The 17,474-nt window shown below is 72.7% G+C and carries 13 protein-coding genes; 3 read left to right on the forward strand and 10 right to left on the reverse strand.

The genetic code is table 11. The features are described 5' to 3' along the window. The first annotated feature begins 27 nt into the window (after positions 1-27). Together MXD95_RS26925 and MXD95_RS26930 are read left to right on the forward strand one after the other, a co-directional pair. Positions 28-1,716 carry an RNA/DNA-binding domain-containing protein gene (locus MXD95_RS26925; RefSeq protein WP_250643543.1) on the forward strand — a complete coding sequence of 563 codons (1,689 nt, stop codon included), beginning with the start codon at positions 28-30 and terminating at the stop codon, positions 1,714-1,716. 177 nt (positions 1,717-1,893) lie between these two features. Next, positions 1,894-2,679, forward strand: coding sequence for an AfsR/SARP family transcriptional regulator (locus MXD95_RS26930; RefSeq protein WP_250643544.1), 786 nt, complete (start codon positions 1,894-1,896; stop codon positions 2,677-2,679). A gap of 10 nt (positions 2,680-2,689) precedes the next feature. Here the strand turns inward: MXD95_RS26930 and MXD95_RS28755 are convergent, their stop codons facing one another. The 7 genes from MXD95_RS28755 to MXD95_RS26965 all read right to left on the reverse strand — a co-directional run bounded on the left by MXD95_RS28755 (position 2,690) and on the right by MXD95_RS26965 (position 14,106). Beyond that, positions 2,690-5,749, reverse strand: a complete 3,060-nt coding sequence (locus MXD95_RS28755; RefSeq protein WP_285223789.1) for a helix-turn-helix transcriptional regulator — start codon at positions 5,747-5,749, stop codon at positions 2,690-2,692. Beyond that, entirely contained in the window at positions 5,746-7,797 is a 2,052-nt protein-coding gene (locus MXD95_RS26945) for a dipeptide ABC transporter ATP-binding protein (protein WP_250643553.1), read from the reverse strand. The genes MXD95_RS28755 and MXD95_RS26945 overlap by 4 nt, the downstream gene beginning before the upstream one ends. A 116-nt stretch (positions 7,798-7,913) precedes the next feature. Further along, a complete protein-coding gene (locus MXD95_RS26950; RefSeq protein ID WP_250643545.1) occupies positions 7,914-8,792 on the reverse strand; it encodes an ABC transporter permease in 879 nt (292 codons plus the stop codon). Between the two features lie 4 nt (positions 8,793-8,796). Then, positions 8,797-9,819: an ABC transporter permease gene (locus MXD95_RS26955; RefSeq protein WP_250643546.1), complete on the reverse strand. Its 1,023-nt coding sequence runs from the start codon at positions 9,817-9,819 to the stop codon at positions 8,797-8,799. An 11-nt stretch (positions 9,820-9,830) separates the two neighbouring features. Further along, positions 9,831-11,483, reverse strand: coding sequence for an ABC transporter substrate-binding protein (locus MXD95_RS26960; RefSeq protein ID WP_250643547.1), 1,653 nt, complete (start codon positions 11,481-11,483; stop codon positions 9,831-9,833). 297 nt (positions 11,484-11,780) lie between these two features. Then, positions 11,781-11,981: a putative leader peptide gene (locus tag MXD95_RS29455; protein ID WP_374122159.1), complete on the reverse strand. Its 201-nt coding sequence runs from the start codon at positions 11,979-11,981 to the stop codon at positions 11,781-11,783. Between the two features lie 613 nt (positions 11,982-12,594). Then, entirely contained in the window at positions 12,595-14,106 is a 1,512-nt protein-coding gene (locus MXD95_RS26965; RefSeq protein ID WP_250643548.1) for an MFS transporter, read from the reverse strand. Between the two features lie 171 nt (positions 14,107-14,277). On the opposite strand from MXD95_RS26965, the gene MXD95_RS26970 reads away from it, so the two are divergent. After that, a complete protein-coding gene (locus tag MXD95_RS26970; RefSeq protein WP_250643549.1) occupies positions 14,278-15,087 on the forward strand; it encodes a TetR/AcrR family transcriptional regulator in 810 nt (269 codons plus the stop codon). A gap of 63 nt (positions 15,088-15,150) precedes the next feature. Here the strand turns inward: MXD95_RS26970 and MXD95_RS26975 are convergent, their stop codons facing one another. From MXD95_RS26975 to MXD95_RS26985, 3 genes are all read right to left on the reverse strand, one after another. Then, positions 15,151-15,678: a nuclear transport factor 2 family protein gene (locus MXD95_RS26975; protein ID WP_250643550.1), complete on the reverse strand. Its 528-nt coding sequence runs from the start codon at positions 15,676-15,678 to the stop codon at positions 15,151-15,153. 32 nt (positions 15,679-15,710) lie between these two features. Beyond that, on the reverse strand, positions 15,711-16,184 hold the full coding sequence (locus tag MXD95_RS26980) for an ester cyclase (protein ID WP_250643551.1): 474 nt from the start codon (positions 16,182-16,184) through the stop codon (positions 15,711-15,713). A gap of 103 nt (positions 16,185-16,287) precedes the next feature. Continuing rightward, positions 16,288-17,064 (reverse strand): SDR family NAD(P)-dependent oxidoreductase, encoded by a 777-nt coding sequence (locus MXD95_RS26985; RefSeq protein ID WP_250643552.1) that lies wholly within the window; start codon positions 17,062-17,064, stop codon positions 16,288-16,290. Positions 17,065-17,474 lie beyond the last annotated feature (410 nt).

Consider the following 17,474-nt stretch of genomic DNA (forward strand, 5'->3'; position numbering starts at 1 on the left):
AAGTGTCGTATAACCGGAGGCGATCACGTGCCGGCGGAGGATCTGGCGACCAGGGTCCGCGCCTGGGTGACCAGGGGCGAGCGGTTCGACGTCGAGTTCAAGGGCGAATCGCGCCGGCCGCTTGCGGACCGGGACCTGATCGAGGCCGTGGTGTGCCTGGCCAACGGCCGGGGCGGCGTCCTGCTCGTCGGGGTCGAGGACGACGGCGCCGTCACGGGCGCGCGGCCCCGACACGAGTCGGCCCGCACCGACCCGCTTCGCCTGCAGGCACTGGTGGCGAACAGCACCCAGCCGCCGCTGTCGGTGACCGCGGACGTCGTGGATGTCGACGGTCAGGATGTGATCGTCATCGAGGTGCCCGACAGTCCTCGGGTGATCGGAACGATGCGTGGTACGTACGTGCGGCGGGCGCTCGGCGCTGATGGCCGGCCGGTGTGCCTGCCGTACCACGCACACGAGATGTTGGCGCACGAGGTCGACCGGGGAGCGGTGGACTGGGCTGCCCTGCGGGCCGCCACGGCGACCTGGCAGGACCTCGACCCCCTGGAGTTCGAGCGGCTGCGGTCGATGGTCGGCCGCGCCGGCGACCTGGCCGACCGGGTGCTCGCCACGCTGGCCGACCAGGAGATCGTCCGTGCTCTGGGGCTGGCCCGCGCCGACGGCGAGATCACCACCGGCGCGCTGTTGCTGTTCGGGCGGGTTGAATCGCTGCGGCGCCACGTGCCGACCCATGAGGCGGCGTTTCAGGTATTGCGCGGGCTCGATGTCGAGGTCAACGAGTTCATGTACTTTCCGCTGCTGCGGCTCGCGGAGGAGGTCTTCGCACGGTTCGCCGCGCGCAACAGTGCCGAGGAGATCCAGCTCGGGCTGTTCCGTGTCGCCGTGCCGGCGTATTCGGAGACGGCGTTCCGCGAGGCGTTGGCCAACGCACTCATCCACCGGGACTACACCCGGCTCGGCGCGGTCCACGTGCAGTGGCATGATGATCATCTCGCACTTTCAAGTCCAGGCGGTCTTCCGCCCGACATCCGAGTTGACACCCTGCTCGTCGCGCCGCCGCATCCCCGAAGCCGGCTGCTCGCCGACGCCTTCAAACGCACCGGCCTCGCCGAGCGGACAGGCCGTGGGGTCAACCGCATCTTCGCCGAACAGCTCCGGCTGGGGCGGCCCGCGCCCGACTACGGGCGCACCACCTCGGACCATGTCGTCGCGATCCTGCCCGGCGGCCCGGCCAACCTGGCGATGACCCGCTGGCTGCTGGAACAGGAACAGCGGCAGGGCCGCGCCATCGGGCTCGCGGAACTGCAGGTGCTCGCCGAGCTCAGCCAGGAGGGCCGGGCGACGACCGGGGAGCTCGCCACCCTGGTGCAGCGCACCCCCGCGGAGACCCGGCAGATCCTCATCCGGATGGTGGAACGAGGCTGGGTGGAGGCGCGCGGTGATGGCAAGGGGCGCACCTGGCACCTGTCCGCCGCACTGCACCGGTCGCTGCGCACGCCCGCTGGTTACGTCCGGGTCCGCGGGTTCGAACGGTCGCAGCAGGAGGTCATGGTGCTGCAGTATGTTCGCGCCCACGGCCGGGTCAGCCGGGCGCAGGCGGCCGAGCTCTGCGCGGTCACGCCGGAGCAGGCCACCCGTCTGCTGCGGCGGATGGTGACGGCGGGCCAGCTCATACGCGAGGGCACCCGGCGCGGCGCCCATTACACTCTTTCGTGACGCGCGTCTCCCAGGACATTGCTCGATTGTTGCGTCCACCGGAGCGGTTCGCCCGGACTACGAAGTTTCTCGCTCTACGCACCCGTACCGGCGCGTGAGACGGTGCCAACGTGGGCACCGCCGACGAAGCCGGCGGCCCCGCGGGATCGGTGACTACTACCTCTGAGGGGCATCCTGGTGCGGTACGAGATCCTGGGACCTTTGCGGGTGCTGTCCGGTGACCGGCGGGTGCAGCTCAGCGCGCCGAAGATGACGGTGCTGCTGGCGGCTTTGCTGGCCCGGCGCGGGCAGGTGGTGGCGAGCGACCTGCTGGTCGCCGAGATCTGGCCGGACGAGCCGCCGCGGCGGGCGACCGCGACGCTGCAGGTCTACGTGTCCCAGCTGCGCAAGGCGCTGACCTGCCCGCTGCGCCCGGTGTGCCCCATCCTCACCCGTCCGCCGGGCTATCTGCTCAACGTCGACGCGCAGTCGGTTGACCTGCACCAGTTCGAGAGCGGGGTCATGGCCGGGCGGGTGCTCGCCCGGGCCGGGCAGCATCTGCAGGCAGCGGAGCGGTTCGCCGAGGCGCTCGCGGTGTGGCGGGGGCCCGCGCTCGGCGACGTGCGCGACGGCCCGATCGTGGACGGGTTCGTCACCCGGTTGGAGGAGTCCCGGCTCGAGTGCCTCGAGATGATGATCGAGGTGGGCCTGCTCGGCGGACGGCACCGCGAGCTCACCGGGCAGCTGTTCGAGCTGACCTTGGAGCATCCCCTGCGGGAGGCCTTCTACCGTCAGCTCATGCTCGCGCTCTACCGCTCCGAGCGGCAGGCGGATGCGCTGCGCGTCTACCAGCGGGCCCGGCAGATCCTCGCCGACGAGCTTGGCCTCGAACCGGGCCGCCCGCTGCGTGAGATCCAGCGGGCGATCCTGGCCGACGACGGTCGCTTCGACGACGACCCTTTCGTGCTGTCCTCCACCGGCTGACCGCGACCGGCTAACCCCGGGCGGCGGGAGCATCGGCGAGGCCGGTCAGGCGGACCAGCGCCACCCGGGAGGAGACGCCGAGCTTGCGGTAGATCCGGGTGAGGTGCGCGTCCACGGTGCGGGGGCTCAGCCCCAGGTCGAGGGCGATGCGCCGGCTGGTCGCGCCGCCCGCGGCCGCCGTGGCGATCTGGCGTTCCCGGGGGGTGAGTACGTCCAGGACGTTGGTTCCCGGGTCGAGGCGTTCTAGTCCGCGCAGCAGGGTGAGCGCCTGGCGGCCAAGCCGGACGGCTCCGCAGCGGCGGGCGAGCTCGCCGGCCTGGGTGAGGAGGCGCTCGGCGTCGGCGGGCTGGCCGGCGCTGGCGTAGCACCGGCCAGCCTGGACGAGCAGGTAGGTCCGCAGCGAGAGCATGCCGGCGGCGGCGAACAGGTCCGCGGCCCGCGCGTAGTGCTGGCCGGCCGGTTCGGGCTGCTCCATCGCGCACAGCGCGTGTGCCCGCGCGGCCGCCGCGTGGCCCCGCTGGTAGTCCAGCCCCAGCCGCTGGGCGGCCTGCTCGGCCTGGTCGGCCCAGCGCCGCGCCGAATCGACGTCGCCCAGCCGTTCGGCGGCGGCGCACAGAGCCTCGAAGGCCATCGGATGCAGCACCGGGGAGATGAGCTCCAGCGATTCGCCGCCGCCGGTGTCGAGGATCAGCGCCGTGATCCGGCGGGGTTCGCCGCCGTCCGCCATGGCGGCGTACGCCGTCCAGATCGCGGCGACGTCCCACCACCAGGACCGGCGCGCGGCGGGGCGTGCGGCGGAACGTTCGACCGCGGCCTGCTCCACCAGGGCGGCGGCCCGCCGGCTGCCGTGCCCGTCGATCCAGATGCCGGCGAGCGCCTCGAGCGCCTCGGCCAGGCTCGTGTGGTGACCCCGTCGGGTGTTGCGGATCAGCTGCTGCATCTCGGCGGCGACCCGCCGGGCTTCCGGCAGCCGGCCGACCCGCTGGTAGACCGCGCCAAGACCGCTGAGCAGCAGCGGCAGGGCGTCACCTCGGCCGGAGGCGCGGGCCAGCGCCGTGCCCCGGCTGAAATGCCGCTCGGCGTCGATCTGCCGGCCGAGGACGGAGTCCGCCCAGCCCAGCAACGCGAGATGTTCGGGATGGTCGGCGAGCGCCGCGTCCGGGAGGCTGTCGGCAAGGGTCGCGCAGCCGGTCACCGACTGCGCCGCGGCCGCGATGTCGCCGCCGAGCGCCTCGACGACCCCGCGCAGGGCGAGTGCCCCGACCTCCGCGGTGCGGTCACCCTCGTCCCGGGCGAGGTGCAGGAGCAGACCCAGCTCGCCCGGCGGCGGCGCGGAGCCGTTCAGCAGCCCCACCGCGGCCCGGGCGAGCAGCAGACTGATCACGGCGGGCCGCGCGGCGGGGCTGATCACCCGTCGGGCGGCCGCGGCGGCGACGGCGGAGAGGGCGGTGGCTGGCTCGCTGGTGGCTGGCTCGCTGGTGGGCGCGGGCTCGGCCGGACCGATGGACCTGGGGGGATGGGCGAGCGGGGAACCGTCGACGCCGCCCGACGGGTCACCGATGGCCGCCTCGATCTCCGCGCCCAGCATCGCCAGGGCGTCGGCGTGCTGCCCGATCGCGTAGGTGAGCATGGCGCACAGGCTGGCGATGCCGGCTCGTTCGGTGGGCGGGCGGGCGGAGGCGAGCTCCAGGGTCTGGCGGATCTGGGTACGGCTCTCGGCGACCATCCCGGCACTGCCGTAGGACCGGGCGAGACTGAGGGAGATCTCTCCGCGCAGCCGGTCGACCTGGCGCGGATCAGGAAGATCGGCGAGCGCGAGGACGCGCAGCGCCAGCCGCAGCCAGCGCACGGCGTCCTGGGCGGACGAACCCAGCGATTCGCGCGCCGCGTCGGCCAGCAGGTGCACCTCGTGCAGCCCGGCGTCCTGCGGAAACCGTTCGATGTGGACGGCGAGGACCGCGGCCGGCGCGCCAGCCAGGCCCAGCGTCCGGGCCGCCCGGCGGTGCGCCTCACGGCGCCAGTGGGGGTCCAGGGAGGTGTACACCACCCCGGCGAGCAGGGTGTCGCGCAGCCGGTAGGTGGCCTCGCCGTGCACCGGGCGCAGCAGGTCGCGGCTGGTCAGCAGGGCGACGGCCGCACAGGTCGGGGTGATCGCCAGATCGGCGACCGGCGCGAGGGTGTCGACGTCGAAGGCACCGCCGAGGACCGCGGCGGCCCAGGCCACGCTCGCGCATTCCGGTCCGAGGTCGGCCAGTTCCGCCAGCACCGTGCCGATGAGCTGATGGCCGGTCAGGCCTACGGCCGTGCCCCGTCCACTCCACGGCGGACCGGCGGGACCCTGCGGATCGCGGGCGAGCGCGAGCAGGTACTGCGGGTTGCCCTCGCTCGCCTCATGCAGGTCCAGCACTCTCTCGTCGTCGGGGGGCAGACCGGCGAGCCGAGCCGACTGGTCCACGGTGAGTGGCTCCAGCACGATCTGGTCGACCGTGTCCAGTTCCCCGCCGCGGGCAAGAGCGTCGACCAGGCGTGGCGAGCTCTGCCGCGGCCGGTGGGCGACGACCAGCAGCAGCGGGGCGTCCACCGGCCAGCGGACGAGATGGCCCACCAGCGCGACGGACGTCTCGTCCGCCCAGTGCGCGTCATCGACGACCAGAACCAGGCCGTCGCCGGCAATCCGGCGCAGCAGCAGCCGGGCCGTGTCGAACAGGCCGATCGGGTCGTCGCCCGTGCGCACCTCGGCGAGCAGCGCCGTGAGCATCCCGCCTGGCAGGAGCGCCTCGCCGTCATCGGATGCGCCGGCGGGCGCGACGGCCAGCAGACGGTGGAAGACGCCGAAGCGGACCTGCTGGTCGACGGCGGCGCAGCGGCCCGTCAGCAGGGGAACGCCGCGCCGGGCCGCCTGCCGGGTGAGCTCGCCGAGCAGATGGGTCTTGCCGAAGCCGGGGTCGCCACCGACCTCGACGATGCCGCCCTGGCCGGCCACGACGTCGTCCAGTGCGGCCAGCAGCCGGCGTCGCTGCGTCGTGCGCACCGAGGCCTGGCGGCGCGCCGCGAACGCCGCGCCGCTCATCGCGGGACCGGCCGCGGCACGGCGGCGAGCAGCGCCCGGGTGTAGTCCGCGCGCGGATGGTCGAAGACCTGGTCCACCTCGCCGGCCTCGACGACCGCACCGTCCCTCATGACGATCATCCGGTCACTGACATGGCGGATGACGCCCAGGTCGTGGGAGATGAACAGCATGGCGACGCCCAGGTCACGGCGCAGGTCGCCGAGCAGGTCGAGGATCTGTGCCTGCACGGAGACGTCGAGGGCGGAGACGGGCTCGTCACAGACCAGCACACGGGGGCGGGGGGCGAGCGCCCGGGCGATGGCGACCCGCTGCCGTTGCCCGCCGGAGAGCTCCAGCGGACGGCGCCGCAGCAGGCCGGCGTCCAGCCCGACCTGGTCGAGCAGCTCCACGACCCGGTCCCGGCGCTCCCGCGCACGACCGACACCTGCCGCCGCCACCGCCTCGCCGATGATCCGCTCGGTGGTGAACCGGGGGTCGAACGATCCCAGCGGGTCCTGGTGGATCGCCTGGATGCCCGGCCGTCGTCCCCGGCGCGTGCGCTCGGGCAGCCCGCTCCAGGGTTCGCCCGCGAGCCGCACGCTGCCCGCGTCGGGCTCGACCATGCCCAGCACGATCCGGGCCACCGTCGTCTTCCCCGAGCCGGACTCGCCGACCACGCCCAGGACCTCCCCGGAGCCCAGCGTGAGCGACACGTCCCGCACCACGGTGCGCCAGGTCCCGTCGGGGGAGCGGTACCGCTTGTGCAGGCCGTCCGCCTCGATCAACGGGGCGGCCTGGGTGGGAGTGGCCGCCGGCGTGGCGTCGAGCGGGGTGGCGTCGGGCGGCGTCGTGTCGGCTGGCGTGGTGTTCGCTGGCGTGGTGTCGGCTGGGGTGGTGTCGAGCGGAGTCGCCGTGGCCGGCCCGGCCTGCGCGGGTACGACTGCCGGCGCCGCGGGGGGCCCGTCCGCCGGCTCCGGATGCCAGCAGCGCGCCTGGTGCTCGAACGCGCCGGGTACGTCCAGATCCACCGCTCCGGGCACAACCGCTCCGGGCACAACCGCGCCGGGAGCGTCCGCGTCGGTCGCGGACCCCGCGCGTGGCATGGCCGGCAGCTCGGTGCGGCATCGGTCGTCGCCGCGGGCGCAGCGGGCCGCGTAGGGGCAGCCCCGCGGATGACCGGGCCGGCCGGCCGCCGCGACCGAGAGCCGCGCGCCCCGAGGGTGCAGCGCCGGCACCGCGGCCAGCAGGGCGCGGGTGTACGGGTGCCGCGGATGGGCGAGCACCGACCGGGTTGGTCCCTGCTCGACGACCAGCCCGCCGTACATCACCACGACGCGGTCGGCGAGCCCGGCGACCACCGCCAGGTCGTGGCTGATGAGCAGCACCGACATGCCGTCCACGGTGAGCTGGCGCAGCAGATCGAGTACCTGGGCCTGCACGGTGACGTCGAGGGCGGTCGTCGGCTCGTCGGCGATGAGCAGTTCCGGTTCCGCGGCCAGCGCCGAGGCGATCAGGGCCCGTTGGCGTAGGCCGCCGGAGAGCTGGTGGGGGTACTGCGCCGCGCGCCGCGCGGGCTCGGGCACGCCGACATCGGCGAGCAGGCGCAGGACCCGCTCATACCGGTGGGCGCGGTCGACGGTGCGGTGGGTGCGCAGCGGTTCGGCGATCTCCGCCCCGGCGGTGCGCAGCGGGTCGAGGGAGACCAGCGCGTCCTGCAGCACCAGGCCGATGCGCCGCCCGCGCACCTGGCGCCAGGCGCCCTCGCGCAGCCCGATCAGGTCCTGCCCGCCGAACGACAGTGCCCGGGCGCGCACGGTGGCGCCCCGACCGGTCAGCCCGACGAGGGTGCGCGCCGTGACACTCTTGCCCGAACCCGACTCGCCGACGATGGCCAGGCACTCGCCCCGCTCAAGCGTGAACGAGACGTCCCGCACGGCGTGCACCTGCCGGTTCCCGCCACGCCGGGACGCACCGTCGAACGTGACGGTAAGCCCGTCGACGACCAGCGCCGGACCAGCGCCACTGCCACTGCCACTGCTCTGCGGGCCGCTGGTCGCGGCGCTGTCGATCGTCACGCTGTTGGTTTCGCTCGCGCCTTTCCCGGCCGAGGCAGCTTCGGCCGGAGCGGTTCGGGAGGTGGCTGGGCTGCCAGGCACGGTGCTGGCCGGGGCGGGGGGCGAGCTGCTCAACGGTGGGACCTCCGGCTGTAGCGCGCCTGGGCGAACCGTCCGACCACGTTCACCGCGATCACGGTCACGGTGATCGCCGCGCCCGGGAACACCCCGGCCCACCAGGCGGTGGACAGGTAGTTGCGGCCCTCGGAGAGCATCAGTCCCCACTCTGGCGTGGGTGGCTCGGTACCGAAACCGAGGAAGCTCAGGCCCGAGACGGCGATCATCGTGGTGCCGAACCCGACCGTGGCGACGACGAGCAGCGGGCCGAGCGTGTTGGGCAGGATGTGGCGCCCGACGAGCAGGCGGCGGCGCAGGCCGAGGCCGACCGCCGCCTCCACGTAACCGGAGCGCCGGACCACCAGTGCCTCCGAGCGGACCACCCGGGCATAGCCCGGCACGTTGGAGATCGCGACCGCCAGCGCCAGGTTCATCGCGCCGTTGCCGAGCACGGTCATCGCCAGCAGCGCCAGCAGCAGGGGCGGCAGCGCCAGCAGGACGTCCGCCACCCGCATCAGCACCGCGTCGGCGACCCGGCCGCCGAGAGCCGCGGCCAGGCCCAGCACCGCGCCGCCGACGACCCCGAGCGTGGTGGCGGTCAGGCCGATCCACATCGAGCGGCGGGCCCCGTGCACCACCCGGCTGAACACGTCCCGGCCGAGCTGGTCGGTGCCGAACCAGTGCGCTCCGCTCGGCCCGCGCAGTGCCGCCAGCGGATCGGTGCCGGTGGCCGGGCGGCTGGTGAACAGTCCGGGTGCCGCCACGGCCAGCGCCAGTACGACCACGACCAGCACCGACAGGGCCAGACCGAGCCGTGGTGGGCGGCGTGCCCGGATAGCCGTCCGGTGCCCGGCGCTGGCCGCGACGTCCACCGCCACATCGATGGTCGTCACGGCGTCAGTCCGTCCTCAGTCGAGGGTCGATCACCAGGTAGAGCAGGTCCACGGCGGTGGAGATCGCGACGAAGACCAGTGCGGAGAGCATCACCACGCCCATCACCACGGGCATGTCGCGGCTGCTCACCGCCTGCAGGGTCAGCGCCCCGATGCCCGGGCGGGCGAAGACCTTCTCGACGAGCACGGCACCGCCGAGCAGGGTGCCGGCGAGCCAGCCGGAGAGGGTCACCAGTCCGGCGGCGGCGTGGCGCAGGGCATGGCGGGCGCGGATCCCCGTCTGGCTGAGCCCGCGGGCCCGCGCCGTGGTGACGAAGGGCTGCTCAAGGGCGGCTTCGAGCCCCTCACGCAGCACCTGGCCGAGGATCCCGGCGACCGGCAGGCCGAGGGTCAGCGCGGGCAGCACCAGCGCGCCGAACCCCTGCGCGCCGGCGACCGGGAACGCGTGGATCTTGAAGCTCAGGACGGTAAGCAGCAGGATGCCCAGCCAGAACGGCGGCGTCGACACCGAGACGAGCTCCCAGAAGCTCGCCACCGCGCGCAGCGCCGGATGGCGCCCGGCGGTCATGACCGCGGAGAGCACCGCGAGCACGACCGCCACGACGATCGCCGCGAGCGCCAGCTGCACCGTGGGCATGAGCTGGTCGCCGATCAGCGCCGACACCGGCTGCTGCAGCTGGTAGGACCATCCGAGGTCCCCATGCAGCAGCCGGCCCAGATAGTGCAGGTACTGCACCACCACGGGGTCGCCCAGGCCGAGGTCGTGGCGGATCTGGTCGCGGACCTGCGCCGACGCCATCGTCGACGGGCCGAGAATGATCGCCACCGGGTCGCCCGGCAGGAGCTGGAGCGCGGCGAAGGCCGTGGTGGCCGCGCCGAGCAGGACCGCGAGCGCGGACCCGGCCCGGCGGGCGACGGCCAGCGCCACCGTTCGCCCGGTCAGGCCCCGGCGCGCCGCCGGCTCGGCGCCCGTACCGGGCCCGGGCGGCAGCGGCCGTGGCAGCGCCGTCGTGGAGGTGCTCGTCATCGCGGGCCGCTTTAGGACCGGTAGGTGTCGTAGAGCAGCGGCTTGCCGTTCGGATCCACCGCGAGCCCGGCCACGTGGCTGGACACCGCGACGAGCTTGGTCGGCACATAGATGGGCAGCACCGCGGCGTCGGTCAGCGTCACCTGGCGCTGCACCTTCGCGTAGAGCTCGGCGCGCTTCGCGGTGTCCAGGGTGGCGGCGCCCGCGTCGGTCCACTCGTCGACCCGCGGGTCCTTCAGGTTGGCCGCGTTCTGCCCGCCGGTGGCCGGGGTGCTCGCCGAGTTGAAGAAGCCGCGCAGGATGTCCGGGTCGAACCGGGTCCAGGAGAAGTCGTACAGGTCGTACTGGCCGGTGCCGGCCAGCGCGACGAAGGCGCCGATGTCCAGGGCCGGGTGGCTGATGTCGATGCCGACCTTCTTCAGGTCGGCCTGGATCGCCTGGGCGACGACGGCGCGCTGCTCCCGGGTGTGCGGCGGGTTCCACGGCCAGTCGACGGTCAGGCGTTTGCCGTCCTTCGTCCGGTAGCCCTGGGCGTCCCGTCCGGTCCAGCCGGCCTCGTCGAGCAGCTTGTTCGCCTGCGCCGGGTCGTACTTCAGGCTGCCCTCGAGGGACTTGTCATACGACGGGGTGGACGGCGTCAGGGGGCTCCACGACCGCTGGTACTGGCCGAAGTAGACGGTCTTGACGATCTGGTCGATGTCGGTGCCGAGCTGGATCGCCTTGCGGACCCGGACGTCGGCCGTCGCGCCGCGGACGGTGTTGATGTAGATGGCGTAGGTGCCACCCGCGTCCTCGACCTTGCGGATCGTCAGGTTCTTGTCGGCCTGGACGGTCTTGATGTCCGAGGGCGAGATGCTGGTGGCGATGTCGACCTGACCGCTGGTCACGGCACCGGTGCGCACCGGGTCCTCGGTGAGGAAGCGGAAGACGACCTTGTCGAGATAGGCGGCGCCGGTGTGCGAGGCTGACTGCGGCGCCCAGTTGTACGCCGGGTTCTTCGTCAGGGTGACGCTCTGGCCCTTGGTGTAGCCGGTGAAGACGTAGGGGCCGGTGCCGACGATGGAGCTGCCGCCCGCGCACAGCGCGTCAGGGCCGCGGGTGAGCGACTTCGGCGAGTAGAAGCCGAGGTTCGGCGTGCTGGCGCCCTGCAGGAACGGGGAGAAGGGCTTGCTGAAGGAGACCTTCACCGTGTGCGGGTCGATGACCTCGGTGCCGCTGTAGGGCCCGAGCAGGGTCGCCGCGTACTGCGACTTCGTCTTCGGGTCGGCGACGCGGTCGAAGTTGGCCTTGACCGCCGCCGCGTCGAAGGGGGTGCCGTCGGTGAACTTCACGCCGTCACGCAGGGTGAACGTGTAGCTCTTCAGGTCCGGAGCGACCTTCCATGATGTGGCGAGCCAGGGGTGGAAGGCGCCCTTGGCGTCGATGGTCACCAACGAGTCGACCACGCCGCGTTCGATGTCGCCGGTGATGCCCTGTGGGTTGACCTGCAGGTCGAAGCAGGTGGGCTCGACGTCAAGCGCGTAGGTCACCGTCCCGCCGGCCTTCGGGGCGCCGGCCGCGGCGCCGCCGCCCGAACTGGAACCTGAGCCGCAGGCGGTGAGGGCAAGTGTGGCGACCGTCGCCGTCGCAACCAGTGCGAGGCGGACGGGTCTGGCGAGACGCATGCGTGGGCTCCGAAAGTAGACAGGAAGGCGACGAGGGGGGTACAGAGCGGTCATGGTTCTTGCGCGCCGCGAAAGGCAGAGCACGGACGGTATGGCCGCACCCGGGTTTTCTCTGGGTGCGGATGTATCTCGGCCAGGGCACCGGTGAGGTGTTCCGGGCAGAGCGGTGTCCGGGCAGACTGGTGTCCGGGCAGACTGGTGTCCGGGCAGAGCCGTGGCCGAAGGTGGATCCGCGGGGGAGCGGGAAACAGACTGAACCAGGCGAGGCGCCATTGCCGGCCTGGAACGGTGCGGCGGTCAGCGACAGGCGGCGCTGGACACGCGAAGCAGATCGATGTGCCGACGGGCAGTGAGAAACACACGGACCGGCGGTAGGCCGAGGTATGCCTTGGGCCGGCATGCCGCCTTCGGATTCCACGGCACCGGGTGGGCGTGGAGATGGCGGTGGCGAATGTGAGGCTTTGCCGCCGACCGTCGCTCATCCACGTTCCAGATCATAGGGCTAATGGAGCCATTTGCCTACCCCGGATGGGGATGTGAAAGTGGCCACCTTGCATCCTGGGAATTGGGCCGGGCGGGCGCGCCGAGGGCATCGGATATTCTTCGGCGCCCGCACCATCTCCCCGTCGACGGATGGGGAGATGGTGCGGGCGCCGGGAGACCGTACTGGGAGTTCGCCATCCGGGAGTTCCTTACCGGAATTCCCGCCGGAGCGCGATGCGGCGGTGATCGGACGGCGGATGAACGGTGGACTGACGCCGGCGAGCGCCGCGCGGGGCCAGGGCGCGGCGGCCGGGCAAGCCATGCTGATCGGGATGAGGCGGTGCTTGCTCATTGGGGCGGGTGGTAGTGCGTTGTCCGCGATCTATAACGGTCGCCATACTTACTCATAGCGACCGCAGTGACCGGCCTTTCTGTCTGATTTGTCGGATGTCTGCGTGGCAGGAGACCGCTGTGGTCCGAGTTACCGGTTTCGTGTCCGATTTGCCCTACCAGAACGACCACCGGCGACCCGCGATGTGATCAATGGAGTTGAGGGTGAGCACCTACGGTGACGCCGGTCGTTTCACCACCGCCAACGTTCGTGGTCGGCTCGCTGGGTGAGGCTGTGCTAGCTGGGTGAGGCTGTGCTAGCTGGGTGAGGCGTGGGCACCTCGTGGGGTGCGACGGGGTCGGGAGCGGCGCCCGGGCGGACGAGATCGTCCGGGGTCGCGGGGGTGGCCGTCGGCCGGTCGCGCAGGAACAGGGCGATCACCACGCTGACGGCCGCCGCCGCCACGGCCGAGACCAGCCCGCCCACCCGCAGGCCGTGTACGACCTGGGCGGGACGGGCGACGTCGTCGAGCCCGGAGCTCGCCACCGCGACGATCGCCGCGAGGCCCACCGCGCTGCCGATCTGCTGCGAGGTGGAGGCCACCGCGTTGGCCACGCCCTGCTCCTCGGGCGCGACACCATGCCCCGCGGCCGCGAAGCAGACGGTGAACGCGATCCCGCCGCCGATGCCCCACACGGCGATGCCCGGCAGCAGGGCGACGTAGGAGCCGTCCGTCGACATTCCGGGAACGAGCAGCGCGATGCCGATCCCGCACAGCAGCAGCGCGAGTGCCAGGGTGGCGCCGTAACCGAGGCGGCGGGCCGCCGTGGTGGCCAGGGGCCCGGCGCCGGCCATGGAGATCAGAGTCAGGGGGAGGAACGCCAGGCCAGCCTTGAGCGGGCTGTATCCGAGCACGCCCTGCAGATAGGTGGTGAACAGGTAGTACTCGCCGGACAGGGTGCCGGAGAACACGAACACGGCCAGCAGGGCCGTGGTGAGGCTGCGGTACCGCAGCAACCGCGGCGGCAGCAGCGGCGTGCGCAGGCGCGACTCCAGGACGGCGAAGGCCACGACCAGCACCGCCCCCAGGGCGATCGCGCCCGCCGCGCGCAGCGAGAGCCAGCCCGCATCCGGCCCGCTGACCAGGCCGAACACGACCAGGGCGACGCCAGCGGTGGCCAGCAGCCCGCCAGAAAGATCGAAATCCGCCCACCGATCGGCGCGGGGGGTGTCCGCCGGGAGCAGGCGGGGGGCGGCGATGAGGATGAGCGCCGCGACCGGGACGTTGACGAAGAACACCCAGTCCCAGCCCAGGTAGTTGGTCAGCAGCCCGCCGGCGAGCGCGCCCGCGGCCAGCCCGCCGCCCCCGGCTGCCCCCCACGCCGCCATCGCCCGGGTGCGCTCGGCACCGGCCGGGTAGGTGGTGTTGATCAGGGTGAGGATCGTCGGGAACAGCAGCGCGCCGCCCACGCCCTGCACCGCCCGGGCCGTGATCAGCAGCCAGGGCTCGCCGGCGAGGCCGCCCAGCAGCGAGGACAGCCCGTAGAGCGCCACGGCGACGACGAAGACCCGACGGGCGCCGAGCCGGTCGGCGGCGCGCCCGCCCAGCAGCAGGAGGCCACCGAACGTCACCGCGTAGGCGCTCACCACCCACTGCAGTGAATGGGTGGTGAAGCCGAGCTCCCGGCCGATGTCGGGGAGGGCGACGTAAACGATGTTGTAGTCGATGGCGATCATGAACTCGGCGAACGCGAGGAGCGCGAGCGTCAGCCCGAGCCCTGACCGCGATCGGGGTGCTGAGGCAACCACCAGTGGCTCTTTTCGTCGGGTGCGTGTTCCGCCGTGGCGCCGCCGCCGAGCGGGCGGCCGACGAACCGGACGGCGCAAGTCTACACAGTGTTCGATTTTTCGTCTGCCGTTGAGTTCAGTGAGTGGCAATGAGAACTTGAACACTGTGTACTTACTCGTCGATGTAGAGTCATGCAAGTGAATGGGGTGCAGCTCAGCCGGCGGGAGCGGCTGCGGGCCGAGACCGTGCGGGACATCAAGGAGATCGCGCTTCGGCACATGGCCGACAGCGGAGCCGCGGCGCTTTCGCTTCGGGCCATCGCCCGCGAGATGGGGATGACGGCCGGCGCGCTGTACAGCTACTACGACACGCGGGACGACCTGATCACCGCCCTGATCGTGGACATCTACACGGGCCTTGCCAGCGCGCTGCAGGCCGCTCGCCTCAGCCGCCCGGGCGACCCGCTCGGGCAGCTGGTGGCCGTGGGGGTGACCTACCGGGAGTGGGCGGTTGCCCACCCGACCGAGTTCCAGCTCGTCTACGGCGACCCCCTGCCGGGGTACCAGGTGCCCGAGGACGGTGCCGAGCTCGCTGCCGAGCACCGGGCCTGCGGCGTTCTGATCAAAATCGTCGCGGACGCCTGGCCGGCGGCGCCGGGCACACGGCCCGCGGCGGCCGGGCTCGAGGTGCCGGAGTATCGGTGGTCGGATTTCCGTCCCGACTTCGCGGCGATGGCACGGGACACCTTCCCCGGGCTGCCACCCGGCGCCGCAGCGCTGTCGCTGCGGGTCTGGGGGCGGCTGCACGGCCTGGTCGCTCTGGAGGTGTACGGCCACCTGCGGCCGCAGGTGAACGATCCGGCCCGGCTGTACCGGGACGAGCTGCGCGACCTGTGCGCGCTGCTCGCCAGCTGGCTCCCCGCCGCGTCAGCGGCCCCGGCGGCTCCCCGGCCCGCCGCACCCGAGGCGTCCGCCGCACCCGAGGCGTCCGCCGCGGGCTGACGTCGGCCAGGGGGCCCGGCGGCGCGGCGGCGCGGCCCGGCGGCGACGAGCCGGGCCGGCCCGTCAGGAGAACAGGCTCGGCAACCGGTCGGCGCTCGGACGCCAGGCCTCGCCCCGCGGCAGCGGCGCCTCCTGGGACGCGCGGGGGTAACGGTGGACCGAGCGCCGCGACCGGATGCGCCAGCCACCCGGCTCGGCCCGCACCAGGACGTCCTCGTACTCGCCGTTCGTCACCGACCCGTCGGCGAGGATGGCGAGGTAGCGGCTCAGCGCTCGCACGGTCCCGTCCACGTCGACCAGGACCACCGTGTTGACGGTCTGATGGTCGGCCGCGTCCGGCCCGATCCCGCGCAGGAACGCGCGGATCTCGGCGAGGCCGTCGAGGACCCGTCCGCTGCGGGCGAACTCGAACCGGACGTCCTCGGTGAACACGAGTTCGAGCGCGTCCGGTGGCCGGTCGTCCGGCTGGCCGCCATCCTGTCGCCCGCTGATCTCCCGCCAGTTGTCGCAGACATGCGCGAACAGGGCGAGCGTCTGCCCGATCTCGGCGAGGTCGGCGGCGGACAGCGTCGCCGTCACGGTGTGGCCCACGGGTGCCCCTCTCGTGTGCGGCCGGTGCCTGGTCAGGCCTCGACCGCGCCGAGCTGACGCAGGATGGTGAGTCGGTCGGGCTGCACCGAGTAGTTGATCACCTGTCCGTTGCGGAAGGTGAACAGACTGATGCTGGTCGCGTCGATGCGGCGTCCGGTCGGTGCGACCCCGAACAGCTCGCCGCGCTGGGTGCCCTCGATCCGCCAGTAGACGACGACCCGGTTTCCCTCAGCGAGCAGGTCGGTCACCGTCGTGCGTACGTCCGGCACCGCCGTGCGCAGCCACTGCACGTGCTCGACGAACCCGTCGCGGCCGCTGGACCACCCGGAGCGCGCCCGGGTGGTGTCGTCACCGTCGTCGGCGATGAACGTCTCCAGCAGGTCGACCCGGCCGTGGTTGACCACCTCCTCGTAGATGCGCCGGGCGATGTCCTTCTGCGCCGCGATGCCGGGCTGGATCTGGACGTCCGGGTGGATCTGGACGTCGGGCTGTGTCTCGATGCTCATCGGTGCTTCCTTCGGGTCGGCGGGCGAGGACGGCCCGAGCCTGGGCGGAACGGGCAGGAACAGGCAGGAACAGGCAGAACGAGGCGGGTCGGGCTTGGTCGGGTCAGCTCGGTGGCTCGCCGTCGTAGGTCGGCGCCAGCAGGATGCCGTTGGAGGCGGTAAGCCCGCCGTCGACGGGGATGGCGGCGCCGGTGATGTACGAGGCGGCCGGCGAGGTGAGGAACCAGATGACCTCGGCCTGCTCGCGGGGCTTCGCCCAGCGGCCCAACGGGATCCGGCGGGTCAGCGCGGCCGACAGTTCGGGGTCGGCGCGCTGCCCGGCGGTGCGCGGCGTCTCGGTGAGCCCGGGCGCGACGGCGTTGATCCGGATGTTCTGATAGGCGTAGTCCAGTGCGGCGGCGCGCACCAGGTTGATCGCGGCGGCCTTGCTGGCGTTGTACGCCCAGGTGTAGGGGTCACCCCGCAGGCCGGCCGCGGAGGCGGTGACGACGATCGATCCCCCGCCGGCGGCGCGCAGCGCCGGGGCGGCCGAGCGGATGCCCAGCAGCAGTCCGCGCACGTTGACCGCGTGGATCTCGTCGAGCCTTTCCACCGCGCCCGGTGCCTCGATCGGCGGGGTGCCGCCGAGCCCGGCGTTGAGGACCGACGCGTCGAGCCGGCCGAAGCGTTCCACCGCCAGGGCCACCGCCTCGTCGTTGGCTGCCGGGTCGGCCGCGTCACCGGCGAGCGTGACGACGTTCGGATGCTCGGGCAGGCCGTCGAGCCCTTTCTTGGACACGTCGAGGGCGACGACACCGAAGCCGCGTTCGGCGAACAACTCGACGGACGCCCGTCCGATGCCGGCCGCGGCACCGGTGACGACAACTGCTCCCGTCGGCATGGAGTACCCCTCTTTCTGTAGCGTCTGCAACATTGCGGTCGCAATCGAGTAATAGAAATTCTCGATGGTGCGGCGCGCGGAGCGCGGCCTGCTGAGGTTCCGTGCGCCGCGGTTCGAGGTCGCGCCGGCCGGCGATGGTGGCCCGTGGTATCCACTGTTTCGTCGAACCTACAAGGAACGTAAACGCCAGGTAAGGCCTTTGCGCCGGATTCTCTCCGGTCCCGGACAACAATGGCCGGATGGCCAGCGGTGAACCGGTGGAGCGCCGACAGAACAACAACGGGGGCGTGGGGGGGGGGGGGGGGGGGGGGGGGGGGGGGGGGGGGGGCGGCCCCCCCCCCCCCCCCCCCCCCCCCACCACGCCGGCATGCTGCCGACGTTCAAGGAGATCGTCGAGGAGCTCTTCGTCG

This window comes from Frankia sp. AiPa1 (assembly GCF_023243075.1).
Taxonomy (GTDB): Bacteria; Actinomycetota; Actinomycetes; order Frankiales; family Frankiaceae; genus Frankia.